This is a genomic window from Campylobacter hyointestinalis subsp. hyointestinalis, from assembly GCF_013372145.1.
Taxonomy (GTDB): Bacteria; Campylobacterota; Campylobacteria; order Campylobacterales; family Campylobacteraceae; genus Campylobacter; species Campylobacter hyointestinalis.
Window position 1 is genome coordinate 1 of the sequence record NZ_CP053827.1, and the last position, 26,197, is coordinate 26,197.

Here is a 26,197-nt window from a genome sequence, read left to right on the forward strand (position 1 = left end):
TTGTTAGCAAATGAAGTCTTAGAACTTTTAAGTCAAGAAATTTCAAAAAATGAGATGGAAAACTATATATCTCAAATCAAATTCAATGAAAAACTATCAAATAACGAAACTGCTATTTTTACAGCACCAAACGAACTTATGGCTAAATTTATACAAACTAGATATGCTTCTAAGATCGCTCATCTTTTTGAGATAAAAACAGGAAATAAACCAAATATAAGCATCACTACTCAAAAAAATAAACTATCTATCAAAACAAAAGACGTAGATGTAAAACAGATCAGAACTCAAAGTTCGCTTTTAAATCCAAGCTATACTTTTGAAAGCTTCGTCGTAGGCGACTCAAATCAATTCGCATATATTAGTTCAAAACAAGTAGCAGCAAATCCAGGCCTTGTTTATAATCCACTTTTTATATATGGCTCAACTGGACTTGGCAAAACTCACCTTTTACAATCCATCGGAAATTACTGTTTAGAACACGGAAAAACAGTTATATGTGTAACTAGCGAACAATTTATGAGCGATTTTATGAGAAACGTTGAAAATAGAACTATGAATAAATTTAAAGAAAAATATCGTAGTTGTGATGTTTTACTTATAGACGATATCCAATTTTTTCATAAATCAGAAAAAACACAAGAAGAGTTTTTTCATACTTTCAACGAAATTCACGCCAAAAACGGTCAGATCGTTATGACTTCAGATAAACCACCAAAAATGCTAAAAGGTTTTGAAGAAAGATTAAAAAGTCGTTTTGAATGGGGACTTATGGCTGATATCACACCGCCTGAGCTTGATACTAAAATACGCATTATAAAAGCAAAATGTGAGTTTGATGGTATAAATTTAAGCAGTGATATAACAGAATACATAGCTACAAATATGGGTGACAATATCCGCGAGATAGAAAGCGCTATCATAAACATAAACGCATTTGCAAATATTATGCGTCAAGAAATAACTCTTGAATTTGCTAAAAACGTTATTAAAGATCAGATAAAAGAGAAAAAAGAAAATATAAGCCTTGAAAATATCATAGATTGTGTAAGCAAAGAAATGAATATAAAACCAAGCGATATAAAAAGTAAAAGTCGTACAAAAGGCATAGTAGAAGCTAGAAGAATTTGTATATATTTAGCAAAATCTCTTACTCCAAACTCAATGCCTCAACTAGCAACACATTTTGGATTAAAAGATCATAGTGCAGTTAGTCATAACATAAAAAAAATAAATGAGATAATCAATAACGATGAATATTTTAAAGCAAGAGTCGAAGAGCTAAAAAATAAGATAACATCAAAGGAATAATGTGAAAATCTGTGAAAATATCAAAAAAGTTTTTCAACCGTAAAATATCAAATTTAAAGGCGTTTGATGTTGGTTTTCACAAAATCAACATACCAACTAAATAAAAAAATATAATTTAAATTTAAAAGGCAAAAAAATGAAAGTTCTAATCAAAAAAAATGTCCTTGAATCAATAGTAACAAACACAAATCCTTACCTAGAAAAAAAAGACCTTAGTTCCATAACTTCACATATTTTTATATCTGCAAAAGATGGAATTTTAAGTATAAAAGCAACAGATCATGAAATAGGTCTAGCATACAACGTAAAAAATGCTGTAATAAATGATGAAGGAAAAGCTACTGCAAACGGAAAAAAACTTCTTGATATAATCAAAAGCCTAAAAGACGGTGATATAATGCTAGAAACTATACAAAATCACCTTTATATAAAACAAAATAATTCAAAATATAGACTACCTATGCAAAAAGCAGAAGATTTTCCATCATTTCCAAATTTAGAAAATAAAAAGAAATTTGATATAAACGCAGGACTCTTAAGTAAAAGCTTAAGAAAAATATCAAATTCAATTGAAGCAGTAAATTCAAAAATAGAACTAACTGGAGCTTTAATAGATGTAAAAAAAGAATATATAAATTTAGTCGGAACAGATACTAAAAGACTTAGTATATATAAGCTAGAAACAAACTCTGATAATGAAAACTCAAATATAATAATACCAAAAAAAGCTATAACTGAAATTCAAAAACTATTTTTTGAAAATATAGAAATTTACTATGATGAAAATATTCTTATAGCCGTTTCACAAAACTTTGAGTTTTTCACAAAACTCATAAATGGAAAATATCCTGACTATAACAGAGTTATTCCTAATGAAACAAAACAAAATTTAGTCCTAAATAGAGAAAAAATGATAGAAGGTATAAAAACTATATCTATGCTATCAGAATACATAAAAATAACTTTTAACGCTGAAAATATAAGCTTTGAAAGTATAAATGAAGACAATAGTGAAGCAAAAACTCTGATAGAATACAAAAACAATATATCTGAAGAGATAGTAATTGGTATGAAAAATAAATTTATATTAGACTTTTTAACAAGTATAGAAGATAGCGAATTTTCTCTTGGATACAATGATTCAGCACTACCTTTTATACTAAGCTCAGGTGATTTAAAAACTGTGATAATGCCGGTAAATATATAAGGAACAAAATGGAAAATTTAGAAAAAAAAGATTATGGCGCTGGAAATATCAAGGTTTTAAAAGGTCTTGAAGCTGTTAGAAAACGCCCTGGAATGTATATAGGCGATACTAATATAAATGGCCTTCATCATATGATCTATGAAGTAGTAGATAACTCCATAGATGAAGCAATGGCTGGATATTGCGATACTATCGATATTGAGCTTACAAATGAAGGCTCAGCTATAATCACAGATAATGGTAGGGGAATTCCAGTAGATATTCATCCAACTGAGAAAATCTCAGCTGCGACTGTGGTTTTAACCGTTCTTCACGCTGGGGGTAAATTTGATAAAGATACATATAAAGTATCAGGCGGACTTCATGGAGTTGGTGTATCAGTTGTCAATGCTCTATCTAAAAAATTAGTTTTAAACATAAAAAGAGATGGGAAACTTCATCGCCAAGAATTCGCCGAAGGCATACCTCAAAGCGATTTAGAAGTTATCAAAACCACAAATAGAACTGGAACTAGCGTGGAGTTTTGGCCTGATGATACTATCTTTGAAATAACTAAATTTGATAGAGAAATTTTAGCCAAAAGATTTAAAGAATTAGCATATTTAAATCCAAAAATTACTATAAATTTCAAAGACCAAAGAGATGGATTTAAAGAGAGTTATCACTTTGATGGCGGACTTGAGAGCTTTGTCACTGATATGAATAAGAGCAATCCAGTAAGCAAAGCTGTGAGCTTTAGCGGTGGGGAAGATGATGTTATAGTTGATTTTGCTCTTTTATATAATGATACATATAGCGAAAATTTATTAAGCTTTGTAAATAATATTAAAACCCCCGATGGTGGAACTCACGAAGCTGGATTTAGAGCTGGACTTACTAGAGCTATCACAAATTACATAGCAGCAAACGCCGCTGCTCGTGAAAAAGATACCAAAATCACTGGAGATGATATAAGAGAAGGTCTTATAGCAGTAATCAGCGTAAAAGTTCCAGAACCTCAGTTTGAAGGACAAACTAAAGGAAAACTAGGCTCAAGTTATGTAAAACCTATCGTTCAAAAGATGACTTTTGAAGTACTTTGCAAATATTTTGAAGAAAATCCAAACGAAGCAAAAGCCATTATGAATAAAGCTCTAATGGCAGCTCGTGGCAGGGAAGCAGCTAAAAAAGCAAGAGATTTAACACGTAAAAAAGATAGTTTAAATAGCGTCGGAACGCTTCCTGGCAAGTTAGCAGACTGTCAAAGTAAAGATCCAAGCGAGAGTGAAATTTACCTTGTAGAGGGAGATTCTGCTGGAGGTTCTGCAAAACAAGGTCGTGATAGAGCATTTCAAGCGATACTTCCACTTCGCGGTAAGATTTTAAATGTAGAAAAAAGTAGGCTTGATAAAATTCTTAAATCAGAAGAGATAAAAAATATGATAACCGCGTTTGGTTGTGGTATAGGAGAAGAATTTGATCTGGCTAGACTTAGATATCATAAGATCATCATTATGACCGATGCTGATGTCGATGGAAGCCATATCCAGACTCTGCTTCTTACGTTTTTCTTTAGATTTCTTACGCCAATTATCGAAAATGGATATGTTTATCTAGCTCAACCACCACTTTATAGATATAAAAAAGGTAAAAAAGAAATTTATTTAAAAGATGAAAAAGCTTTAAATGAATTCCTTATAGAAACAGGTATCGAGGGAGAGAGTTTTGAAGGTGTCGGAAATAAAGATTTGATCGATTATCTAAAGATAATAGCGGCTTATAGAAGCATACTTATTGAACTTAAAAAACGTTTTAATATCTTAGTTGCTATAAGATATATGATAGAAAATCCAGATATTATAGCAAGAGATTACAACGAACTTTTTGGAGTTATCAAGAAAAAGCTTGAAGATGAAGGATTTAATATCTTAAATTCATACGTCAATGAAGATGAGATAAGGGTTTATGTACAGACTGAAAACGGACTTGAAGAACTTGTTATAAATGATAATCTTTTTGCAAATCCTCTTTATGAAGAAGCCGTTCATATCTTTACAAAAATGAAAGAGCGTGAGATAGATCTAAAAAGAGATCCAGTAGAAGTGCTTGAAGAGATAGAAAAAAATGCTAAAAAAGGTGCTTATATACAACGCTATAAAGGTCTTGGAGAGATGAATCCAAGCCAACTTTGGGATACGACTATGAATCCAGAAAATAGACGTTTGTTAAAAATCGACGTAAAAGATATGGAAGCTGCAAGTGGAGTTTTTGAACTATTTATGGGTGATGAAGTCGAACCTAGACGCGAATATATCCAAGCACACGCAAAAGATGTAAAACATCTGGACGTTTGATGCTTTATAGCCAAACAAAGGAGCGAAGCAACCGCTTTGCTCTTGCACTTCGTATAGCTATTCCATTTATTTTCGTATTGTTTTTTTGGGGTTATACTTTTTTAAAGATTGATCTATTTGCCAAACAAGATCTTGTACTGTTTTTAGCACTTACTTTAGCTTATGTTTATTACACTTTTTTTATGATATATCACGGTTTTAACTCAAGTTTTATAGACCAAAACACTAAAACATTCACAAAAGAAAAGATAAGCGATATCATTAAAAAAAGTATAAAAAAACAAGAAAACAGAAATATCGTGATGATAGGCATAAAAAATTTAAATGAGATAAATCAAAGATATGGTTTTGAGAATTTAGATCAAATTTTAAGGCTTTTTGTCATTGAATTAGAGTATTTTTTAAAGAAAAAAAATCTATATAATATTCCTATAGGAAAGTATTTTGATGGTTATTTTTTGATGCTTTTAGATTCTAAAGAGAGCGCTCTTAGTCATATATTAAAAGAATTTGAGCTTTATATATCTAAAAGAGGCATAAACAATATAGAGATAAACACTGTTTTTAGTATGTTGCCAAATAGTTATGACGTAAATTTAAACAGTACGATTTCAGCACTTTTTTATAAGATATTAGATGATGAAAATAGCAAAAAAATTGATATAAATGATTATGAAAAGATGATTTATGATGCCATACAAAACAGAAATTTCATTTTAAAGTTTCAAACTATAAAAGATAACAAATTTGATAAAGATATGATATATCTCATACAAAAACTTAAATTTAATTCTCAAAATATACCAAAATACAAACTCACAAAAATTATAAATCAAATGGGTTATGAGATAAAATATGATCTTGAAATTATAAAATTATTGTTTGAAGATCTAAATTTCAATAAGATAAAGCATAAACTTTTTATAGAAATTTCGCCCGTTAGTATAAGAAATCACGAGTTTATGACTAAATTCTTTAAATTAGTAAGAGATAAAAATATAGATCCAAAAAAGATTGTATTTGAGTTTTTTGAAGAGAGTTATTTTAAGCAGATAAATAAATTTAAAGAGATAATGAACGAATACAAAAAACAGGGCTTTTGCTTTGCTTTATCTCATTTTGGTGGTCAAAATTCCAGCTTAGAATATCTAAAATATTTAGAAGTTGATTATATAATCTACGATATGGAATTTAGTAAAAATCTAAATGATTCTAAATTTGAAAAGATATTACAAAGCATAGAAATATTATCAAAAAATCTTGGTATAAAAACTATAATAAGATTTATCGATAAAGATGAAATTTACGATAAAGTAAAAAAGAGCGGTATAGATTTTTTACAAGGATTTTGTATAGATAAACCAAAAAATACTTTAGGAGAAATTCAGTGAAATATGGTGAAAAAATAATAAATAAATTTGATATAGAAAAAGATCTTGAAATTTGGTCAAACTCTAGTAAAAACGACTATGCTATACGCATAACTTTACCTGAGTTCGCGTGCTTTTGTCCGCGCTCAGGATATCCTGATTTTGCGACTATATACTTAACTTACGTGCCGCGTGACTTTGTAGTCGAACTAAAAGCGATAAAACTCTATATAAATAGCTTTTTAAACCGCCATATAAGTCACGAAGCAAGTATAAACGAGATCTATGATACTTTAGATAAAAAGTTAAATCCAAAGTATTTACGCGTTGTGGGTGACTTCAACCCACGCGGAAACGTGCATACGGTTATAGAACTAGACTCAAATTTAGTTCGTAAAGAAAAATTTGACGTGAGTTCTATCACTTTAGAAACTACTCGCAAATTTTAAGGCTCAAAAATGATAAACGCTAAACTCATCGATCACATCTTTAAAGCTGCTTCGATTTCACGTTGGAATGACTATCCAAAAATGGTAAATTTAGTCGAGCTTGACAAACAAGCACATAAATTTATAATAGCTTATTTTATCGCAAAGCAAGAATTTGACGTGGATATGAACTATATCATAGAAGGCGGTGTTTTTGAGTTTTTAAGTCGTGTAGTAGTGACTGACATACGCCCTGATGTGTTTCATCAGATCCAAAAATCCAAAAATCAAGAAATACAGAGCTGGATACTGGGCAAACTTGAAAATATGGTTGAAGACATCGACGATGGTAATTTTTTTGAAAGGTTTAAAGCTTATCAAGACGATAAAACTCATAAAAAAGAGCGTCTTATCTTAAAAGCGGCTAGCTATATAGCGACAAAATGGGAGTTTAGCATAGTTTATCAAACTAGCAAGTTTTTAAGTGATATAGAAGAGTTAAAACAAAAAGTAGATGAGGAACTAGAAGATTACTATGAACTTATAGGAGTTCGTAAGATCGCTATGAATCAAAAACTAGCTCGCATCATAGATCTAAGTGGACGTCTTCGCTTCCAAAAGCGTTGGGCACAAACTCAACGAATACCAGAGACTGCGGTATTAGGACATATGCTAGTCGTGGCGATATTTGCTTATTTTTATAGCTTAAAAGTAGGGGCTTGCCCAAAACGACTTGAAAATAACTTTTATTGCGCTTTGTTTCACGACTTACCAGAAAGCCTTACGCGTGACATCATAAGTCCCGTAAAATATGGTATAAGCGGACTAAATGAGATAATAAGCGAATATGAGATGAGGCTTATAGATGAGCGAATTTTACCTTTTGTTCCTGAGAGTTTTAGAGACGAGTTTAGCTACATTTTAGGTGTTAGAAAAGAAGAGGGCATTTTAAAAAAAGATGAGTTTGAAAATCGTATAAAAAAAACAATTCCAGTACATTTTGAAGGCAGTATGAGTAGCGTAAATGATAATGAGTTCAACGCTATAGACGGTAAAGCTCTAAAATGCTGCGACAATCTAGCCGCTTACGTAGAAGCGGGAATTTCCATAAGTTATGGTGTAAAAAGCAAGGATTTAGTCAGCGGATTTAGCAACATACAAGCTAAATTTGATAAAAACCCAAAGATAGAAGGCGTCGATTTTAGTAAAATTTGTGCTGAGATCATAGAGTATTTTGATATAAAACTTTAGAAACCCTTCCCCAGATGACTGCGGCACACACTAAGAAAAAGTGCTCTGCTATGTTCCCATCCTGAAGCGGTTCTTTTTAAAAGCATTGCACAGGTCTAAGGAAAGGCGAAAAAAATTATATCTAAATCATACTTAAATTAGGATTATTTTATGAACGTTAAATTTCATTTGCTATCGGTTTTTAGGGAACTTTTTATCCCACATCATAGATCTTTAGAGTTTCGCGCGAAGATATTTGCCGCGATGATATGTGCCAAAAAAAATATATCTGATAGCGATTTTGAAGACATAAAAGATATCGCGGACGAAATTTATCCAAATGATGTTAAAAGGATAGGCGTCTTGATACAAACTGTAAAAGAGTATGTAAATAAAGTAAAAGTTCTTAACTTTTTAAATTTAGACAACCTTTTACTCGACATAGACGATGAACTAAAAAACATAAAACGCTACGCTAAAAAGATAGATTTTGCTCATCTTAGACGTCTTATGGTTGATAGTGACGAAGAAGACGCACTCATCCAACAAAGAGTTTATGAGTATTTTTTAGAAGAAGTTAAAAGATATAGTTGATAAAATTTAGCTTTATGTTTTTATTTTACACTTTTATATGCAGATCAAATTTATTACCAAACTACCAACTATATCTTATAAAATAGTATAAATTTAGTTATTTTGTATATTTAAATAGACATTTCGTAAAAATTATCCTATACTAAAACATATTTGCATCAAGGATCTACTATGAATACTCATAAATATATCGGAAAAAAAAAAGGGGGGGGGTTAAGCTTTTTTAAATTTTTAAAAGACTATTTACTCTATTTGTTATGTTAGTATTAATCCATACTAACATAACAATTTATTTTTTCATATTTATCGCTTTTTGTATCATCTGATCACTTGTCGTGATAGACTTCGCGCTTGCATCGTACGCTTTTTGCATAATGATAAGATCAGTCAAAGACGTGCCTAGATCGACGTTTGACATCTCAAGTGAGCTATTTTGTATCTTTGCTCCGTATATCACTTCACCGTTTGCATCCGTATAAAATATCGGTCTACCAGAATTTGAAGTCGCAGAGTAAGCATTTTCGCTGACTTTGCTTAGTCCTTGGTCATTTTGGAAATGATAAAGCGCCACTTTAGCTACGGAACTCATCTTTCCGTTGTCAAATATAGCCACTATTTCGCCGTTATCATTCATACTATATTCTTTTAGGAGTCCTTCAGCAGAGCCGTCTTTTGTGATATTTGTCATCACAGACGTATTTGCACTCGTTACTATACCATCATAACCAGAGTTTGGCGTACCTTCAGTATAAAAACTACCGAAGTTTAATTTGACACCGCCTACTTCGGTAATGGTACTTGAAACTAGAGCGCCTTTGCTATTGTACGTAAGTGCGCCTGCAGATGTACTTAAAACTTCGTTTGTAGGTGATGTCATTGTAGCAGTTACGTTCCAGATAGTTTGATCGCCGGTTTGTGGAACTTGTTTTTTATACTCTAGTTTTATAGTATTTTTTGTGCCATCTGCGTTATATACGTCTGTAGTCGAGCTAAATGTATTTGCGGCTTCTTGTTTTACTGTAGCTTCTGCAGTGATAGTTAACTCTCCGTCTAAATTCAGCTTACTGACGTCATAGTTTTTTATCTCAAATTTACCGTCTTTGTCGGCTGTAGCTTTTGCTGTGACTTGTTTCCCATCAATGTCTGTTATCTTTATATAAACTTCTTGATTTTCATTTATGCTTAACACTTCTGGAGTATCTTTTAGATCGCCTTTAAGTGAGATAGTTTTTGCATCTTTATTTAACTGGTCTGTTGTAGAACTCGCACTTATGCTTAGATCTCCGTCTAAATTTAGGTCTTTTACATCGATATTATTTAAACTAAATTTGCCATCAAAATCTGTCTTAGCGCTCACTTCTAAAGTCTTGCCGTCTTTATCTGTGATCTTTAAATTTACGGTTTGATTTTCACCGATGTCTAGTTTGTGTTCAGCTACGTTTAGATCCCCGTTTATGTTTAGTTTTTTAGCTACTTTATCTAAAGTTTGATTTATCTGATCGTTGGTTAAATTTAACTCTTCTTTGGTCGCTGGATTTATGTTTAAATTTAATTTTACGTTGTCTTGGATCAAGCTAGAGTCTAAATTTCCTTTAAATTTAACCTCTGTTGTAGCAGTAGCTGGTATAAAAAGTATGTTTGGTAGATGTATTTTTGTCTGTGCATCGACTGCTCCAAGCTTGATAGAGTTTCCAGTCTCAACCGTAAATGCTTCGCCGTTTGTTCCTGCTCCTAGTTTATCTTGTGCGTTTTGACTAAGACCTATGGGAGATAAATTTGCCATTGTACCTTGCAAGTATCTACCGCTAGCATCTACCATATCTCCATTTGCGTCTCTTATGAAATCGCCGTTTCTAGTAAAATACAGCTCATTGCCTACACTTACGCCGAAAAATCCATCTCCTTCGATAGCCATATCAAACACTTTATCGGTGCTAGTTATGCTACCTTGAGAGAATTTCAAAGAAGTCGCCATACTAGTCGAGCCAAGTCCTATTTGAGAGGTTACTGGAGTAGAGCCTTGCGCAAGAGTCTGATAAAATATGCTTTTAAACTCAGGTGTGCTTGACTTAAAGCCGACATTATTTACGTTTGATATGTTATTTGCAACTACATCGATACCAAATCCTTGAGATTTTACTCCACTGATACCGTTGTAAAAACCTATCATCATGAGTTTGTACCCTCGCTACTACTTTCGCCACTATTTGATACTGTAGTTTTTTTAACAGGTTCGGTAAATTCAGTTACTTTGTCTATAGCAACGTACTCACCTGCTATTTTTACTTGAGCTACGCCATTTACGAATTTAACTGCTTCAACCGGATATGAGCCTATGACTGACTCTTGTTTTTGGTCTGAAGTATCTGTATAGTTTGCTTTTATGAGATATTCACCTGGTAGTGTTTGTAAGCCATTATTATCCGTACCGTCCCAAGTAAATTTATTTATACCTTTATTTAGCTCTTTAAATGGTATGGTTTTTACTACTTTTCCAGTAGAATCATAGATCTCAACGTTACCAAATTTAGCGCTATTATCAAAATACAATTTAAAATCCACGCTACTAGTAGCCGTATCTTTTGAGATAGCATTTGAGAAATTTGCTATCTTTCCAAGTGCACTCATAGCAGTCATTGAAAGACTACCTTGCATCTGGTTGGTGAGTTGTTTCATAACTTTATTTGTATTTTCTTGCATTTCAAGAGTTGCTAACTGACTGGTTTGTTCAAGCATCTTTGCACTATCCATAGGCTCGGTTGGATCTTGATATTGAAGTTCTGTAAGAAGAAGTTTCATAAAGGCATCTTTATTAAGGGTTGCTTTTGGGTTTGTTCCTGTACCTGCTACGTTTTTTTCTTTTTCAGCAGTTTCGGCTGCTGCCCACCGATCTGTCGTAAATGTCGGAGTTGTAGTGTTATTTACTGAACTGATTGCCATTTGAAATCCTTTTAATGCTTTATTGATTTTATTTAAGCAAATTTTATTCCACTTAAATATAACGTGGTAAGACAAGCTCTAAAACGACTTTTTGTTCATCGCTATCTTGCTCATCAAAGTTTTGTTTGTAATTTTTAAATTTGCCACGATCGTTTTGATTTCCGCTTTGTCTTTGGTCGCTAAAATTCATAGAAAGTTCGGTAAAACCCATATTTACAAGGCTATTTTTAAACTCTGCTTGGTTTTGTATAAAAAGCTGCATAGTTTGGTTGTTTGAGTTGAAATTTATATGAAGGTTGTTTCCGCGGTTTATCATAGTGACTTCGACTTCGCCAAGATTTCCGGGGTTTAAAGTCATATGAAATCTTGTAACTGGCGGCTTGTATTCATTGATCTTTTCTTGCAAATCACTAGCAAATGTCTCAAAAGTCTGTTTTATCTGAGTATTTTTAGCTTGTATTTTTGCATTTGCGATGATGTCTTTGACAAGGCTATTTTGGTTGGAATTCGTATTTGACTCACCTGAATTGCTCTCATTTGCGCTGGTTTCTAAGCTCTTGTCTTTTAGCAAATCTTGCAAAGAGATGCTATTTTTATTATCAAATTTACTATTTTGCGTCTCATTTACTTGCTCTTTTATGGCTCTTTTTGTTAAATTTGCAAGGTACTCATCTATGCTAGGATCGGTTTTATGTTTTGTAGTAAGCTCTTTTATATTAGTTGCATTTGTAGTTTGTATTTTTACCTCATTTTTTATATCGTTATTAGATTCAGCTATTTTGTTAGTTAGCTTGTTATCTTTATCTATAGCGGTAGATACGGCTTTTGAAAGTGTTTTATCACCCTCTATTTTTGCTAACGTTACATCGCTTTGTTTGTTTGTTTGTTTTAAATTTAAAGATTTTTCATCTTTTAAAACAGTTTCTTTAGGGGTAACGCTTTGAAGCAGTTTATTTAAATTTATAGTTTCATCTTTTTTTGTAGTTTGTTCCAAAACGTTTTGTACTTTTTTCTTTGTTACCTGGTCTAAAACAACTTCTTTAAAGTCAAAAAAACCGTTTTGTGCAAGTCCTTTAAACTGTTCTTTTAGTGTTGCTATGTCTTCTTTTGTGATTTTTATATTGCTAAGATTTAGGCCAAATTTTTTACTTAAATTTATAAGGTCTTGTAAATTTTTTGCACTTTTTATCTCATTTACGTTTTTTTCTGTTGATAAAAGTTTGGCTAGGTTATTTGAAAGTGTTGGAAAACTACCCAATTTTTCGCCACCATTCAAAGACTCTAAAAGCCCTAAAAGTTGGATAAAATCGGCATTTTCTAAAAGAGTTCCAGTGTCGCCTACGTCTAGCTTTGTGCTATTTGTATCAGATGTTTTTTGGCTTGCTTTTTGGATTATCTCTTTTGCGTCTTTTTCGCTGATGTTTTTATTTTTATTTACGCTATCTAAAACAAATGATAGAAAATCTCCACCTTCGTCGCTTCCTCCACTTAGAGTATCTGTTTTTTTAACTTGTGTCGTAGGCTGAGATACGTTATTTAATAATGAATTTAGACCTTCCATAAAGTATCCTAAAAATATTTTTGAGATATATATGCAAAAAGCATTCCAAAATCTATATTTTTAAATTTATTAAGTGGTTTTTAAATTTATTAAGTTAAGTTTTTCAGATATTTTTTATTGTAAATATTTAGATTAAGTAAAATTTGGATATAATCAGCCACTAAAATTTAAAACGCATGAGGAAAACATTTGGAAAAGATAAGAAATATTGCAGTTATCGCCCACGTTGACCACGGTAAAACCACTATGGTCGATGAGCTCCTAAAACAATCAGGAACTTTTACCGAACATCAAGCAGTAGGTGAAAGGGTGATGGATAGCAATGATATTGAGCGTGAGCGTGGAATCACTATCCTTAGTAAAAATACAGCGATTCGTTATAAAGATCATAAAATAAACATTATAGATACTCCAGGGCACGCCGATTTTGGTGGTGAAGTTGAGCGTGTTTTAAAGATGGTAGATGGTGTTTTGCTTCTTGTAGATGCACAAGAAGGCGTTATGCCACAAACTAAATTCGTCGTAAAAAAAGCTCTTAGCTTAGGTCTTCGTCCGATAGTCGTTATAAACAAAATCGATAAACTAGCAGCAGATCCAGATAGGGTTATAAATGAAATTTTCGATCTATTCGTCGCACTTGACGCTACTGATGAGCAGCTGGAATTTCCTGTAGTTTATGCCGCTGCTAAAAATGGTTATGCAAAGCTTAAGCTTGATGATGAAAACGTAGATATGAAACCGCTTTTTGAGACTATTTTAGCTCACGTTCCAGAGCCGAGCGGAAAAGACGACAATCCTCTTCAACTCCAAGTTTTCACTCTAGATTATGATAATTACGTTGGCAAGATCGGTATAGCTCGTATATTTAACGGTAAAATCAGTAAAAATCAAAACGTTATGCTAGCTAAAGCTGATGGTACAAAAACCACCGGACGTATAAGCAAACTTATCGGATTTTTCGGACTTGATAGAATGGATATAAACGAAGCTGGAACCGGTGATATCGTGGCTATCGCAGGATTTGAGACGCTTGATGTTGGCGATAGTGTTGTTGATCCAAATAATCCTATGCCACTTGACCCACTCCATATTGAAGAGCCGACACTTAGCGTCGTATTTAGTGTAAATGACTCACCACTTGCAGGAACAGAGGGTAAATTTGTCACTTCAAATAAGATAGATGAACGCTTAGAGAGCGAAATGAAGACAAACATTGCTATGAAATATGAAAATATAGGTGAGGGTAAATTTAAAGTAAGCGGTCGTGGCGAATTACAGATCACTATTTTAGCTGAAAATATGCGTAGAGAGGGCTTTGAGTTCTGTCTTGGCAGACCTGAAGTTATCATAAAAGTTATAGACGGCGTAAGATGTGAGCCTTATGAGCTTCTTGTTATCGACTCTCCAGATGATTGTACCGGAACTGTTATCGAAAAACTAGGCAAAAGAAAAGCCGAAATGGTAAGTATGAATCCAACAGGTGATGGACAAACTAGAATCGAGTTTGAGATACCAGCGCGCGGACTTATCGGCTTTAGAAGTCAGTTTTTAACTGATACCAAAGGCGAGGGCGTTATGAACCATAGCTTTTTGGAATTTCGTCCATTAAGCGGTTCAGTCGAGCATAGAAGTAATGGCGCTTTAGTCAGTATGGAAAGTGGCGTGGCTTTGGCATACTCACTATTTAACTTACAAGATCGTGGTGTCCTTTTTTGCGATCCGCAAACTAAAGTTTATGTCGGTATGATTATTGGAGAACATAGCCGTCCAAACGATCTTGACGTAAATCCTATAAAAGGTAAAAATTTGACAAACGTACGTGCAAGTGGAAGTGATGACGCTATAAAACTAGTTCCGCCACGCAAACATAGCTTGGAGCGCGCTCTTGAATGGATAGAAGAAGACGAGCTTGTAGAAGTAACTCCTATAAATATTCGTATTCGCAAACGCTACCTTGATCCAACTATGAGAAAAAGAATGGCAAAATCTAAAGAATAATGAGCCTAAAAGAGCTAGAACTCACTAGAAAAAGGTTGAAAGCTAAGCTTTTGGCCTTGATTTTCACTTCTGCATTTGCAGGTTTTATTCTTGCTGTTTTGCTATTTGCTTTTGATGTTTTTTTAGCTTTGATAGCTGGAGTTTTTACTACTTTATATATTTATTATCACTATAAATTTAAGATCACAAGCGACTTTGAAGCAGGACTAAAAGAGAGAGTTTTAGCAGAATTATTTGACTTTGATAAGCTAACATTACCGCTTGATAAAGTAGAGTTTTTACAAAATGAAAATGACGAAAACGCCATTATAAACTATTATCCACTTTTTGCGGCCAAATTTGATGAGTTTGAAGCTCTGTTTTATGATGTTTGCTTAGAAGATAAGATCACTAAAAATAGGCTATTTTACGGACTTTTTGTTAGTTCTAAATTTAAAAAACATATCCAAAACGAACTCGATATATCAAATTTAAAAGAGACCTTCGGTTTTGATGTCACAGTCAAAATATCAGACGATAAAGTTTTAGTATATATAAATCAAGGCCATGATAGCTTAGCTCTAAATTTAAAAACTCCGTTAGATGAAACTGGACTTGATATCACTAAATTTAAAAAAGAGATAAATGCGATTTTAGAGTTATTTAAAAGGTTATAAAACAAATTTTATGTATAGTTCATCGTTAAAACTGGTTTAAAAATGGCTATAGATTTTTATGTTTTGATCAAAGTGTAACTGCCCATTTCCAAAACGGTACGATCACGCATCTTACGCCTTCAAATGCGCTGTCTGCTTCATTTGCATTACTGATGATGTAAATTTTTTTAATACCTAAATTTTTAAAATGATCTATTTGCTTTTTAAATTTAAGAAAGATGAGTTCTGGTGGTAAAAATGGTTCTATTTTTATGGCTATGTTTTTTTGAGGCAAATAAAAGTCTATTTTATCATCAAAATAGATCTCGCTTTGTAGCTTTAAAAGTTCACAAAAGACCATGTTTGCAACTGTTATTTTTGGATCTTTTTCGTAACTTAATGCATTTTTTAAGCCAAAATCATAAAAATACACTCTTTTAAAACTGCTTTTTTTATCAAGATGTGGTACAAAGCATATCAAATTTATATCTTCAAATTCGTGGGTAGCTTCATAAATTTTGTCTTTGGAAATTTTAGTATGCGTTTTTAACTCTTTGTAAATTTTGTAGGCATTAAAGCTTTGATGGATCTGTGAAGCTAGCTTCGAAAGCATAGTCACTTGAAGCGGTTTAAAAACGGATCTGAGTTTTGTTTGCAAAAACTCGGTTATTTCAAAATCTTGCAAAAATGCTGTTTTTACACTGTTTCCGCGTGCTAAAAAATGGCTAAAAAGTGTCCTTGCTTCGTAGTTTTTACCATAATTCGCGATAAACTCTTCATAATCAAATCCATTAATAAAAAAATCGCTAAACCCCTCAAGCTTTAAAGAGTTAGAGCAAGTTGAAATAATGATATTTTCACATTTAAATTGTAATTTAAAGTCGTTTTTTACTCCATCTATTCCAAGCGCTTTTATACCTTTTGTTTTTATAAAATCATTTAAATTTAGTAAGAAATTTGGTTCGTTTATTCTTGCATCATCTAAGTTTATATATAAAAACTCTCTATCTTTGAAGTTTCGCAGATACTCTGTTAAAATCGTAGTTTTACCGCTATTTAAGCCACCTTTTAAAAGGATCTTGCTTCCGCTTGGTTTTAGTTTTCTATCTATAAATTTACCGTTTTTAGGCGGGTTTTCGTAAAAGTATTCTAAAATATTCATAGACAAACTCCAAATAAAATTTGCTCCAAATCTAGCCTAAATTTAAGTAAAATCAAATAAATTTTTCTCCAAATTTTTCACGCAAAAACTCTTTCTTGTCAAATCATTTGCGCCGTATTTAGCTAAAGCTTCAACGTGAGCCTTCACTCCGTATCCTTTGTGTTTAGCGTAGCCAAAGCTTGGGTAAATCTTATCAAAGCTTCTCATCTGTCTATCACGGCTGACTTTTGCGATGATACTTGCCGCGCTTACTTGAAGTACGCTAGCATCGGCTTTTATAATGGTTTTTATATTTTTGACACCATAATCGCAGTTTCCATCATAGATAAAATCGCACTCTTTAAAATGATTTTTGATAACCTTTAAAGCACGTCTTAGACATTGGCTAAGCCCGATTTCGTCAATTATTGTATTTCTAAAATAAACTACTAGATAATCACTCATTTTTTCTAGTTTTAAAAAGATTTTTTCGCGCCCTTTTTCGCTCAGCTTTTTTGAGTCATTTAGCCCAATAGTTAAGAGCTCATCTATAAATTCAGGTTTAAAAACACATCCTACAACAACTAATTCGCCAGCTAATGCACCTCGTCCAGCTTCATCTATACCGCAAATTTTAACCATTTTTTTACTTTTGCAATTTTCGTTTTTGATAGATCGAGCTTAAAAACGCAACTAAAATAAAGCCAAAGCCGATAGTTCCAGTCACTGCTTCGCTGATCTCGTGAAAAATATTTATAAACATAATGATAGCTAACGCCAAAATAGCGTAATGTGCGCCGTGTTCAAGATAGATAAAGCTCTCAAGCGTCTTTTTATGCACCATAAATAAAGTAAGGCTTCTAACAAACATAGCTCCTATGCCAAGACCTATCATAATGATAAAGATATTTTCACTCATCGCAAACGCTCCTATAACTCCATCAAAGCTAAAGCTAGCATCCAAAACTTCAAGATATAAAAATCCCATTATCCCGCTTTTAACGCCATTAGCACTAAATATCTCATCAAAAAGCGATAATGCCATATAGAGTAAAATAGCACCAAAATATGATAATGCGTAGCTAATATTTTGTGTGAGATATGCCATGATCATACCTACGCAAATAGCTATGAATAGCGGCATATTATCTGTTTTAGTGAGGATATGGATAAGATAATTATCCTCTACTAGTTTTATCCACTTTATATCTTTTTCCTCGAAGAAAAATGATAAAAACACCATAAGCAAAAATGCTCCACCAAAGATATAAATTTGATTTTTATTTGCTGCTAAAGCAGTATTATAGGCGTCAGGATCATTTAAGGCTAGTAAGAAAGTTTCCCACATACCAAGGCTTGTGGCCACTGAAACTATAAGCACTGGAAATAAAAATCTCATACCAAAAACAGCGATAGGTATGCCATAAAGTATAAATCTATCTTGCCAAATTTTACTCATTTTAGATAAAACTTTTGCATTGACAACAGCATTATCAAAGCTAAGACTGACCTCTAAAATACCTAGTAAAAAGCAGATATAAACCGCCAAAAAACCGCCTATTTGATATGCTATCCCAAGTCCTATCAAAGTAACGATAAATGATGAATAAAAGTATTTCATAAGCTCTCCAAAATGCGGTTATTATAACATAGTTTTGAAGTTTTGATAAGTTGATGGGTGGAGTAAATTTATTAAATAAATATAAAATTAGATATAATTCAATCTATACGCGATAAAATAAAATATTTTTATATTTTTAAGGTTAAAATTGTTTAATAGATTAAAGCCAAAATCAGAGTTCAATAAAAACATTTTCACTCTTCTAAGTGGAACTATAATAGCTCAAGCCATACCTATAGCTATAAGCCCTATACTTACTAGAATTTATACGCCTGATGATTTTGGAGTATTTGCTCTATTTTTAGCTATTTCTTCCGTGTTTGGATCTATCTCTACTGCCAAATATGAATTAGCTATAGCGCTACCAAAAAAAGATGAAGACGCTATCAATATACTTGCTTTAGGATTTGTGATAACTTGTTTTATCTCCTTATTTATTTTATGTGGTGTTATTATTTTTGGTAGATATTTTACAAAATTGTTAGGCAATGAAGAGATATATCTTTGGCTATATTTTATTCCATTAACAGTTTTTTTCCTTGGTATTTTTAATCTTCTTAGCTACTTCAATGTCAGAAAGAAAAACTACACGACTTTAAAAAATGCCAATATAATAAAATCAATTATATTTTGCATAGTTCAGCTCGCAGTAGGATTACTAAAGCCAGGAGCATTGGGACTTATTTTAGGTGATTTGGTATCAAAAATGTCGGCAAATTTAAGACTTGCAAAAAATATTTATACAGATAAAACGCTTATGTCTAGCATATCAAAACCAAAAATGTTAGCCATAGCTAAAAGATACAAAGACTTTGCTAAAGTCTATGCATTATCTAGTCTTTTTGATACTTTTTGTAAACAATTGGTTTTTATAATGATACCAAAGATTTTTAGTTTGACTTTTAGTGGATTTTTCTTTTTGCCACATAAAATGATAGAGCTAACTTCTGCTTTGATATCAAACTCGGTATCTCAAGTCTACTTACAAAAAATATCTGAAAATAAAAATAACCGTATAGGAAATTTAGGCATTTTTAAAAGTACATTAAAAAAACTGTTTGTATTTGCTTTGTTTATCGGCGTGGTTGGATATTTTGTTTCTCCTTATATTTTCCCTTTTATTTTTGGTAAGGATTGGGTCGTATCTGGAGTGATTGCACAGTATATTTTTATTATATTTGTAGTCAAATTTTGCGTAGATTCTTTGAAAGTTACTTTGATAACCTATATGGAGCTTAAGAAGCTAGCATTTTGGCAATATTTGTATTTTGGAACTAGTAGTATTTTTTTTGGAATTTGTTTGATTTTAAAAGTAAATTTAAAAATATTTTTGGTATTATTTGCGATCCATGAATATTTATTATACGGGTTATGTCTATTTTTGATATTTAGAACTATTTATAAATTTGACAATATAAAGTAATAGTATATTTTTTGAGTTGGGGGGGGGGCGGCACTTATATGATGTTTTGGACATTTTTTATTTTTCTTATTTTGTTATGTTTTGTCAGATTTAAAAACGGCACTTATCAAAGATTTACTCTTATTTTCGCTCTGTTTTTACTCTTTTTATTTATCGGTTTTAGATATGAAGTCGGCGGAGACTGGGCGGGATATATAGATATCTATAATCAAATAAATTCCAATCCTTTTATGTTAAATAGAGATTTTGGATATTATATTCTAAATATTTTAGCAGCCAAATTTGGCTTTGGTATAGTTTTTGTTAATGTTATATGCGCCTTTATAGTCTGTTTGTTTTTGTATCTTTCACTAAGAAAACTAAATTATCCATTTGCAAGTTTGTTGTATCTGTTTCCATTTGCCATAGTAGTGATCATCATGGGATTTACTAGGCAAGGAGTGGCTTTATCTATCTTACTTTTTGGCTTTGTGCTTTTTGTATATGAGAAAAAACAGTTGGCTTTTTTAGCCTGTGTTTTGCTTGGTGGTTTATTTCACTCATCAGTTTTGCTGATGTTACCTTTTGCTATTTTTGGATTTAGACTTAAGCTTAAATATACCATGCTTTCGTACGTTGTAATTGGTCTCGCATTTATCTCTTTATATTTTTACGGATTGTTTGATAAATTTATATATTATATTACACACAACGATTATCATTCTAAAGGGGCTATTTTTAGAGCCGGTTTGCATTTATTGCCTGTTTTTATTTATATGTTTTATAGAAAACGGATTATTAAATTTGATTTGAATTTTGCGCTATTAGATGCGATGAGTATTTGTATTGCTGTTTTGTTTATTTTATCGTTTTATCTTTCTACGCCGGTGGATAGGATTATGTATTATTTTTATATCTATGATATAGTGATTTTGGATTGTTTGCTTCGTTTGAACGGTGGATTTAAACAGAAAATTATTCTGTTTTTGCTGAGTGGATATACTATTTTATTGTTTGGTATATGGTATTTTTATTCGTATTATGCATTGTATTTTTGGCGTACTGGTTCAAATTTGATCCTGGAGTATATATTTTGAGTAAAATAATTATCATCTCAAATACTTCTTGGAGTATATATAACTTTCGTTTCAATTTGGCTACGGCTCTTATAGATAATGGCTATGAAGTCGCAATAGTCGCACCAAAAGATAGATACACAAGTAAATTAAATCAAAAGTTTAATGTATATAATGTAGATATTGATTCTAATGGTATCAATCCGATAAAAGATATTAAAACTATTTTTGAATTATATAAATTATATAAACAGCTAAAACCAGATATTGTTCTTAACTTTACAATCAAGCCAAATATTTATAGCTCCTTGATTTGTAGATATCTAAAAATTCCTTGTATATCAAATATCACCGGACTAGGAACGATTTTTATAAAACAAAATTTCATTACGAAAATTGCAAAGTTTTTATATAAAATAGCCTTGAATAAAAACAAATCAATATTTTTTCAAAATGATGATGATAAAAAACTATTTCTAAAATATAATTTGATAAGTCAGAAAAATAACATAGATGTTCTTCCTGGAAGTGGAGTGGATCTTGATAAATTTAAGCCAAGCCCAAAAGTAGATAATGATAAATTTATCTTTTTATTTATCGGACGGCTCATAAGAGACAAAGGAATATCTGAGCTTATAGAAGCTAGTATTATGCTTGGTGCGAAGTATGATAATTTTAAAATTTGGTTGCTAGGCGAGCTTGGAGTGCAAAACAATACGGCAATCTCACAAGATGAGTTAAACGGGTGGCTAAAAAACGATTTTATAGAGTATTTGGGTACCACTGATAACGTTGCTGATATAATAGCTAAGAGCGATTGCGTTGTTTTGCCATCATATAGGGAGGGTACGCCAAGAAGTTTGCTAGAAGCTGCTGCTATGGCAAAACCGATCATAACTACAAATACTGTAGGCTGTAGAGATGTAGTGAGCGATGGTATAAATGGACTCTTATGTGAAGTTGCAAATGCAAAAGACCTAGCGGGTAAAATGGAAAAAATGCTAAATTCATCTACTGAACAACAAAGGTTATGGGGGGGGATAGGACGAGAAAAAATCATACAAAAATATGATGAAAAATTTATAATTTATAAGTATTTGCTCCATATAAAAAATATACAAAATTACAATTTGGAAAATTATAAAATGAAAAAAGCAGCTTTTTTAATAAATTCTTTAGAGGGCGGTGGAGCCGAGCGAGTAGTAAGCACGATTTTAAATAATTTTGTAGAAAAATATGAATGCTATTTGATATTGATGCAAAGCGGCATATTTTATGAGCTGGATAAAAGAATAAATATCATATATTTGGATAAATCGGAAAATAGTTTAGGATTGTTTAAATTTCTAAAATTGCCAATTTTGGCTTATAAGTTAGCAAGGATTATTAAAAAATATAAATTTGAACATATAGTTAGTTTTTTATATAGAGCAAATTATATAAATGTATTATCAAATTTGTTTGTTAAACATAAAACTATTATAAACGAATGCTCTATGCCATCTATGAGATGTAAAAACGGAGGAAGACTGAACGGTATGATAAACAAATTTTTGATTAAAATGCTATATCCGAAAGCGGATTGGTGTTTATCAAATTCTTATGTAAATATGATGGATTTAAAAAATAATTTTGATGTAAATAAAATAGGATATATCTATAATCCACTCAACATAGGCATGATTGAAAAATTATCAAAAAATAGTATCCAAATTCATAAAACAAGATTTACGTTTGTTACGGTTGGTAGACTGATCGAAAGTAAAAATCACAAATTGATCATTGAAGCCATAAGAGACTTTAATGCCGATCTGTGGATAATAGGAGATGGCCGTTTAAAACAAGAGCTTCAAAGTTTTATCAAAAGTTGCGATTTAAATGACAAAGTCCATCTACTTGGCAGTAAAGAAAACCCTTTTAGTTTTTTATCAAAAGCAGATTGCTTTATATTTGGCTCAAATTATGAAGGCTTTCCAAATGTTTTAGTTGAAGCTTTGGCTTGTGGTTTGCCTATTATTTCTACTGATTGTCAAAGTGGCCCAAGGGAACTTTTGTCACCAAGTAGCGATGTAAATTTTTACCTAAAAGATAAAATAGAGTTAGCACAGTATGGTATTTTAATCCCTATAAAAAATATAGAAAAAATGAAAGAAGCCATAAAATCAATAATGAATGATGATGTGTTGAGACAAAGCTATAAAGAAAAAGCAAGACAAAGAGCAAATGATTTTAGAGTAGAAAAAAGCATTAAATTATATGAAGAAATAATATTTTTTAATTAGTCGATTCTAGTGGACAATTATTTCAAATCAAGCCTAAAAAGATGATATTTAATATCATTAATTAAATAAATGTATAATACGGCAAATTTTTATAGAGGTTATATGAAAGAACTGCTTAAAATCACGCATCTAAGTAAAAAATTTGGAAATTTGACCGTGCTAGATGATCTGAATTTATCTTTAAATGCTGGAGAAATTCTGACTGTTTTAGGACAAAGCGGCTGTGGAAAATCCACTTTGCTTAGGATAATAGCGAACATAGAAACGCCGACTTGCGGCGATATAGAGATATCTGGGGATATCGTTTGTAAAAACGGAGCTTGTATCAAGGGTCAAAAAGTCGGAATGATGTTCCAAAACTACGCTTTATTTCCTCATCTAAACGTTTCTCAAAATATCGCATTTGCATTGCATCAACTCCCAAAAAATGAGCGACAAAAAAGAGTTACTCAGCTACTAAATAAATTTCATATCGCAGAGCTAAAAGATAAAATGATAGATGAGATCAGCGGGGGACAGGCTCAAAGGGTGGCTTTTGCAAGGGCTGTTGCAAACAAAGAAAATCTTTTACTTCTTGATGAGCCTTTTGCAAATTTAGACTCGCACTTAAAAAACGTGCTTAGAAATGAGCTAAAAATGATGATAAAGCAAAACGGCATAACTGCTATAATGGTAACTCACGATAAATTTGACGCATTTTTGCTCAGCGACAAGATAGCTCTCATCGACGGCGGAAAGATAGTGGCTTTTGGGACGCCAAAGGAGCTGTATTTTAAACCAAAAACCGAGAAGATCGCTAGATTTTTAGGCGATATAAACGTTATAGATAGGTCGTTAGCTAAAGTTTTGCCGACTAAATTTCAAAGCTGGCTAGAGACGAAAAACTTTATGTTTCGCCCAGAAGAGATTGTAGGTGGCGATGAGTTTGAAGCAAAGGTGACAAACTCACAGTTTCTGGGTGCAAATTATCGTTTAGAGCTTGATTTTATGGGGATTGAATTTCATACATTTGTGAGTTCTACTTTGAACGTTAATGATAATTTCAAATTTAGCTTGGTGTGAGATTATAATTTTGGATTATTTTTGTATGTTAAATTTGATAAGCTTATCAGGAATTCGCTTGTATTTATAGTGTAAAGTTTATTTAACTTTGTATTTGATACAATATTGTCCAAATTTAGGATTAGTAAATTAAGTAGTTTAATACAAATTTTATCTAATTCAATAAGTAAATTAATTTATTCTGAAAGCAATAAATATAATCGATTCTAAACAAATATATTATTACTATGATTGTCTATTTAGAGTAAATTTGCGTTATTAATATCTTTGTATTTTTATTGATTTTTGTAAATAGGAAAATATAAATTTAAAAGGTTAAAAATGAATAATTCAAAAAATGTGTTGCGATATATGTTTGGAAGCGGTGCAATTTCAAATTTATCAACCATATTAAATAATATTGAGTCAGATTCAGAGTATGTAATCTATTATATAGATGAATATTTTAAAAATAGTAGCGTATTAGATTTTTTACCTATTAAAAATATTGATGAGATATTTTTTGTACAAACCCAAAGTGAGCCAGAGACATCAAATATAGATCATTTTAGAGATATTTTAATAAGTAAAAATAAAAATAAGCCTAAAGCAATTATTGCCATCGGCGGTGGTTGTACATTGGATACGGGTAAAGCTATAGCAAATTTATTAACAAATAGTGGAAATGCCGAAGATTATCAAGGATGGGATTTAGTTAAAAATCCTGGAATTTATAAGATTGGTATTCCTACTATTTCAGGAACTGGTGCGGAAGCCAGTAGAACTTGTGTTATGATTAATCCAAAAAATGGTTTAAAATTAGGTATGAATAGCGATTTTACGATATATGATCAGCTTATACTAGATCCGAATTTGACAAAAAGCGTTCCTAGAAATCAGTATTTTTATACAGGAATGGATACCTATCTGCATTGTATAGAATCATTAAATGGTAGTTATAGAAATTCTATAGGAGATGCATTTTCTCATCAAGCTATCTCGCTTTGTCGAGAAGTTTTTTTAAGCGATGATGATATGATGAGTGATAAAAATAGAGAGAAGCTTATGGTTGCATCATATCTTGGTGGTTGCGCGATAGCAAATAGTTTTGTAGGTATAGTTCATCCGTTTTCTGCTGGACTTAGCGTAGTTTTTGGTACTCATCATTGCGTAGGGAATTGTATAACAATGAATGCCATGGAAGAATTTTATCCTCAAGAATTTAAAGAATTTATATTAATGGGAAAAAAACAAGGAATAGAAATACCGCAAGGTATAGCTATGGATCTAGATGAAAGTTTTTATAAAAAACTATATGATTCAACTATTATTCATGAAAAACCGCTTTCAAATGCGCTTGGTGCAAATTTTAAAAATATACTGACCTACGAGAAAGTAAAAGAGATCTTTAAAAAAATGTAAAATATGAGGAGTAAATTATGATGAATGAAGTGATGTGTCCGCGGACAATAAAAGATTGTTTTATTATGGATGAGCATGAGCTAAATCCAACTCCTAAGAATTTATTTTCTAAAATCTATGCTCTAATGATAAGTAGTAGATACTCTATGCCTGTATATATGAGACTGTCGCAGTATTTTTATAAAAGAAGAGAAAATAGCACTTTTTTTATTTCTAGAAAATTTTTTGCATTATTACAATCATACTTTACAAGAAAAAATCAAATAAACAATAATTTTGAAGTTAGTCCTAATTGTATGATAATGGGGGGGGGGGTAGTTTTTCATCATTCCGGGGTTTGCATTACAACAAATACTGTCATTGAAAAAGGTGTGCATATTTATAGAAATGTTACTTTTGGAGCAAAGAATGGTAAGGCTCCATATATTAAACAAGGAGCAAAAATAGCTAGTCATTCTATTGTTTTAGGTGGAGTTATAATAGGAGAGCATAGCATTGTAGCACCTGGGAGCGTTGTTATAAATGATGTGCCTGATGGTAAGGTTGTAGCTGGAATACCGGCTAAAATATTGTGCGATGTAACTGAGATTAACTATTGTTTTTAG

The 26,197-nt window shown here is 31.8% G+C and carries 21 protein-coding genes and 1 other RNA gene; 15 read left to right on the forward strand and 7 right to left on the reverse strand.

Going from position 1 to position 26,197, the window contains the following annotated elements; genetic code table 11:
- From dnaA to CHHT_RS00030, 6 genes are all read left to right on the forward strand, one after another.
- Positions 1-1,311, forward strand: coding sequence for a chromosomal replication initiator protein DnaA (dnaA, locus tag CHHT_RS00005; protein ID WP_034962925.1), 1,311 nt, complete (start codon positions 1-3; stop codon positions 1,309-1,311).
- Positions 1,312-1,447: 136 nt separating this feature from the next.
- The gene (gene dnaN / locus CHHT_RS00010; RefSeq protein ID WP_034962927.1) at positions 1,448-2,518 is read left to right on the forward strand and encodes a DNA polymerase III subunit beta; all 1,071 of its coding nucleotides are present in this window, start codon (positions 1,448-1,450) and stop codon (positions 2,516-2,518) included.
- 8 nt (positions 2,519-2,526) lie between these two features.
- Positions 2,527-4,851: a DNA topoisomerase (ATP-hydrolyzing) subunit B gene (gene gyrB, locus CHHT_RS00015; RefSeq protein ID WP_034962929.1), complete on the forward strand. Its 2,325-nt coding sequence runs from the start codon at positions 2,527-2,529 to the stop codon at positions 4,849-4,851.
- Positions 4,851-6,242 (forward strand): EAL domain-containing protein, encoded by a 1,392-nt coding sequence (locus CHHT_RS00020; protein ID WP_034962931.1) that lies wholly within the window; start codon positions 4,851-4,853, stop codon positions 6,240-6,242. Before gyrB ends, CHHT_RS00020 begins: the two co-directional genes overlap by 1 nt.
- Positions 6,239-6,670, forward strand: a complete 432-nt coding sequence (gene queF / locus CHHT_RS00025; RefSeq protein WP_034962933.1) for a preQ(1) synthase — start codon at positions 6,239-6,241, stop codon at positions 6,668-6,670. The genes CHHT_RS00020 and queF overlap by 4 nt, the downstream gene beginning before the upstream one ends.
- 9 nt (positions 6,671-6,679) lie before the next feature.
- On the forward strand, positions 6,680-7,900 hold the full coding sequence (locus tag CHHT_RS00030) for an HD domain-containing protein (RefSeq protein ID WP_034962936.1): 1,221 nt from the start codon (positions 6,680-6,682) through the stop codon (positions 7,898-7,900).
- A 4-nt stretch (positions 7,901-7,904) separates the two neighbouring features.
- On the opposite strand, the gene ffs is transcribed toward CHHT_RS00030, so the two are convergent.
- Positions 7,905-8,002: signal recognition particle sRNA small type (gene ffs / locus CHHT_RS00035), an RNA gene on the reverse strand.
- Positions 8,003-8,050: 48 nt separating this feature from the next.
- Between ffs and CHHT_RS00040 the strand changes: the two genes are divergently transcribed.
- Positions 8,051-8,473, forward strand: coding sequence for a hypothetical protein (locus CHHT_RS00040; protein WP_034962939.1), 423 nt, complete (start codon positions 8,051-8,053; stop codon positions 8,471-8,473).
- Between the two features lie 289 nt (positions 8,474-8,762).
- On the opposite strand, the gene CHHT_RS00045 is transcribed toward CHHT_RS00040, so the two are convergent.
- Genes CHHT_RS00045 through CHHT_RS00055 form a run of 3 tightly spaced genes read right to left on the reverse strand, consistent with a single transcriptional unit; the run spans position 8,763 to position 12,974 of the window.
- A complete protein-coding gene (locus CHHT_RS00045; RefSeq protein ID WP_034962942.1) occupies positions 8,763-10,646 on the reverse strand; it encodes a flagellar hook-basal body complex protein in 1,884 nt (627 codons plus the stop codon).
- A complete protein-coding gene (locus CHHT_RS00050; RefSeq protein ID WP_034962944.1) occupies positions 10,643-11,413 on the reverse strand; it encodes a flagellar basal body rod modification protein in 771 nt (256 codons plus the stop codon). The genes CHHT_RS00045 and CHHT_RS00050 overlap by 4 nt, the downstream gene beginning before the upstream one ends.
- Before the next feature lie 52 nt (positions 11,414-11,465).
- On the reverse strand, positions 11,466-12,974 hold the full coding sequence (locus tag CHHT_RS00055; protein WP_051663766.1) for a flagellar hook-length control protein FliK: 1,509 nt from the start codon (positions 12,972-12,974) through the stop codon (positions 11,466-11,468).
- Between the two features lie 189 nt (positions 12,975-13,163).
- On the opposite strand from CHHT_RS00055, the gene typA reads away from it, so the two are divergent.
- Positions 13,164-14,972 (forward strand): translational GTPase TypA, encoded by a 1,809-nt coding sequence (gene typA, locus CHHT_RS00060; RefSeq protein WP_034962946.1) that lies wholly within the window; start codon positions 13,164-13,166, stop codon positions 14,970-14,972.
- Positions 14,972-15,628, forward strand: coding sequence for a hypothetical protein (locus CHHT_RS00065; RefSeq protein WP_034962948.1), 657 nt, complete (start codon positions 14,972-14,974; stop codon positions 15,626-15,628). The genes typA and CHHT_RS00065 overlap by 1 nt, the downstream gene beginning before the upstream one ends.
- Before the next feature lie 67 nt (positions 15,629-15,695).
- Here the strand turns inward: CHHT_RS00065 and CHHT_RS00070 are convergent, their stop codons facing one another.
- From CHHT_RS00070 to CHHT_RS00080, 3 genes are read right to left on the reverse strand one after another with little or no spacing between them, the layout of a single operon-like run.
- Entirely contained in the window at positions 15,696-16,769 is a 1,074-nt protein-coding gene (locus CHHT_RS00070) for an ATP-binding protein (protein ID WP_034962950.1), read from the reverse strand.
- A 42-nt stretch (positions 16,770-16,811) separates the two neighbouring features.
- A complete protein-coding gene (gene rnhB / locus CHHT_RS00075) occupies positions 16,812-17,390 on the reverse strand; it encodes a ribonuclease HII (protein WP_034962953.1) in 579 nt (192 codons plus the stop codon).
- Positions 17,391-17,394: 4 nt separating this feature from the next.
- Positions 17,395-18,369, reverse strand: coding sequence for a DUF475 domain-containing protein (locus CHHT_RS00080; RefSeq protein WP_074898810.1), 975 nt, complete (start codon positions 18,367-18,369; stop codon positions 17,395-17,397).
- Between the two features lie 148 nt (positions 18,370-18,517).
- Here CHHT_RS00080 and CHHT_RS00085 point away from each other — a divergent pair, with 148 nt between their 5' ends.
- From CHHT_RS00085 to CHHT_RS00115, 6 genes are all read left to right on the forward strand, one after another.
- Positions 18,518-19,792, forward strand: coding sequence for a lipopolysaccharide biosynthesis protein (locus CHHT_RS00085; RefSeq protein WP_034962956.1), 1,275 nt, complete (start codon positions 18,518-18,520; stop codon positions 19,790-19,792).
- Between the two features lie 11 nt (positions 19,793-19,803).
- Positions 19,804-20,868 carry an EpsG family protein gene (locus CHHT_RS00090; protein WP_141079410.1) on the forward strand — a complete coding sequence of 355 codons (1,065 nt, stop codon included), beginning with the start codon at positions 19,804-19,806 and terminating at the stop codon, positions 20,866-20,868.
- Positions 20,865-23,129: a glycosyltransferase gene (locus CHHT_RS09075; RefSeq protein ID WP_234945126.1), complete on the forward strand. Its 2,265-nt coding sequence runs from the start codon at positions 20,865-20,867 to the stop codon at positions 23,127-23,129. The genes CHHT_RS00090 and CHHT_RS09075 overlap by 4 nt, the downstream gene beginning before the upstream one ends.
- Before the next feature lie 111 nt (positions 23,130-23,240).
- Positions 23,241-24,191, forward strand: a complete 951-nt coding sequence (locus CHHT_RS00105; RefSeq protein ID WP_305954511.1) for an ABC transporter ATP-binding protein — start codon at positions 23,241-23,243, stop codon at positions 24,189-24,191.
- A gap of 321 nt (positions 24,192-24,512) precedes the next feature.
- Positions 24,513-25,592 (forward strand): iron-containing alcohol dehydrogenase family protein, encoded by a 1,080-nt coding sequence (locus CHHT_RS00110; protein ID WP_034962960.1) that lies wholly within the window; start codon positions 24,513-24,515, stop codon positions 25,590-25,592.
- Positions 25,593-25,609: 17 nt separating this feature from the next.
- Positions 25,610-26,197 (forward strand): serine O-acetyltransferase, encoded by a 588-nt coding sequence (locus CHHT_RS00115; RefSeq protein ID WP_176318061.1) that lies wholly within the window; start codon positions 25,610-25,612, stop codon positions 26,195-26,197.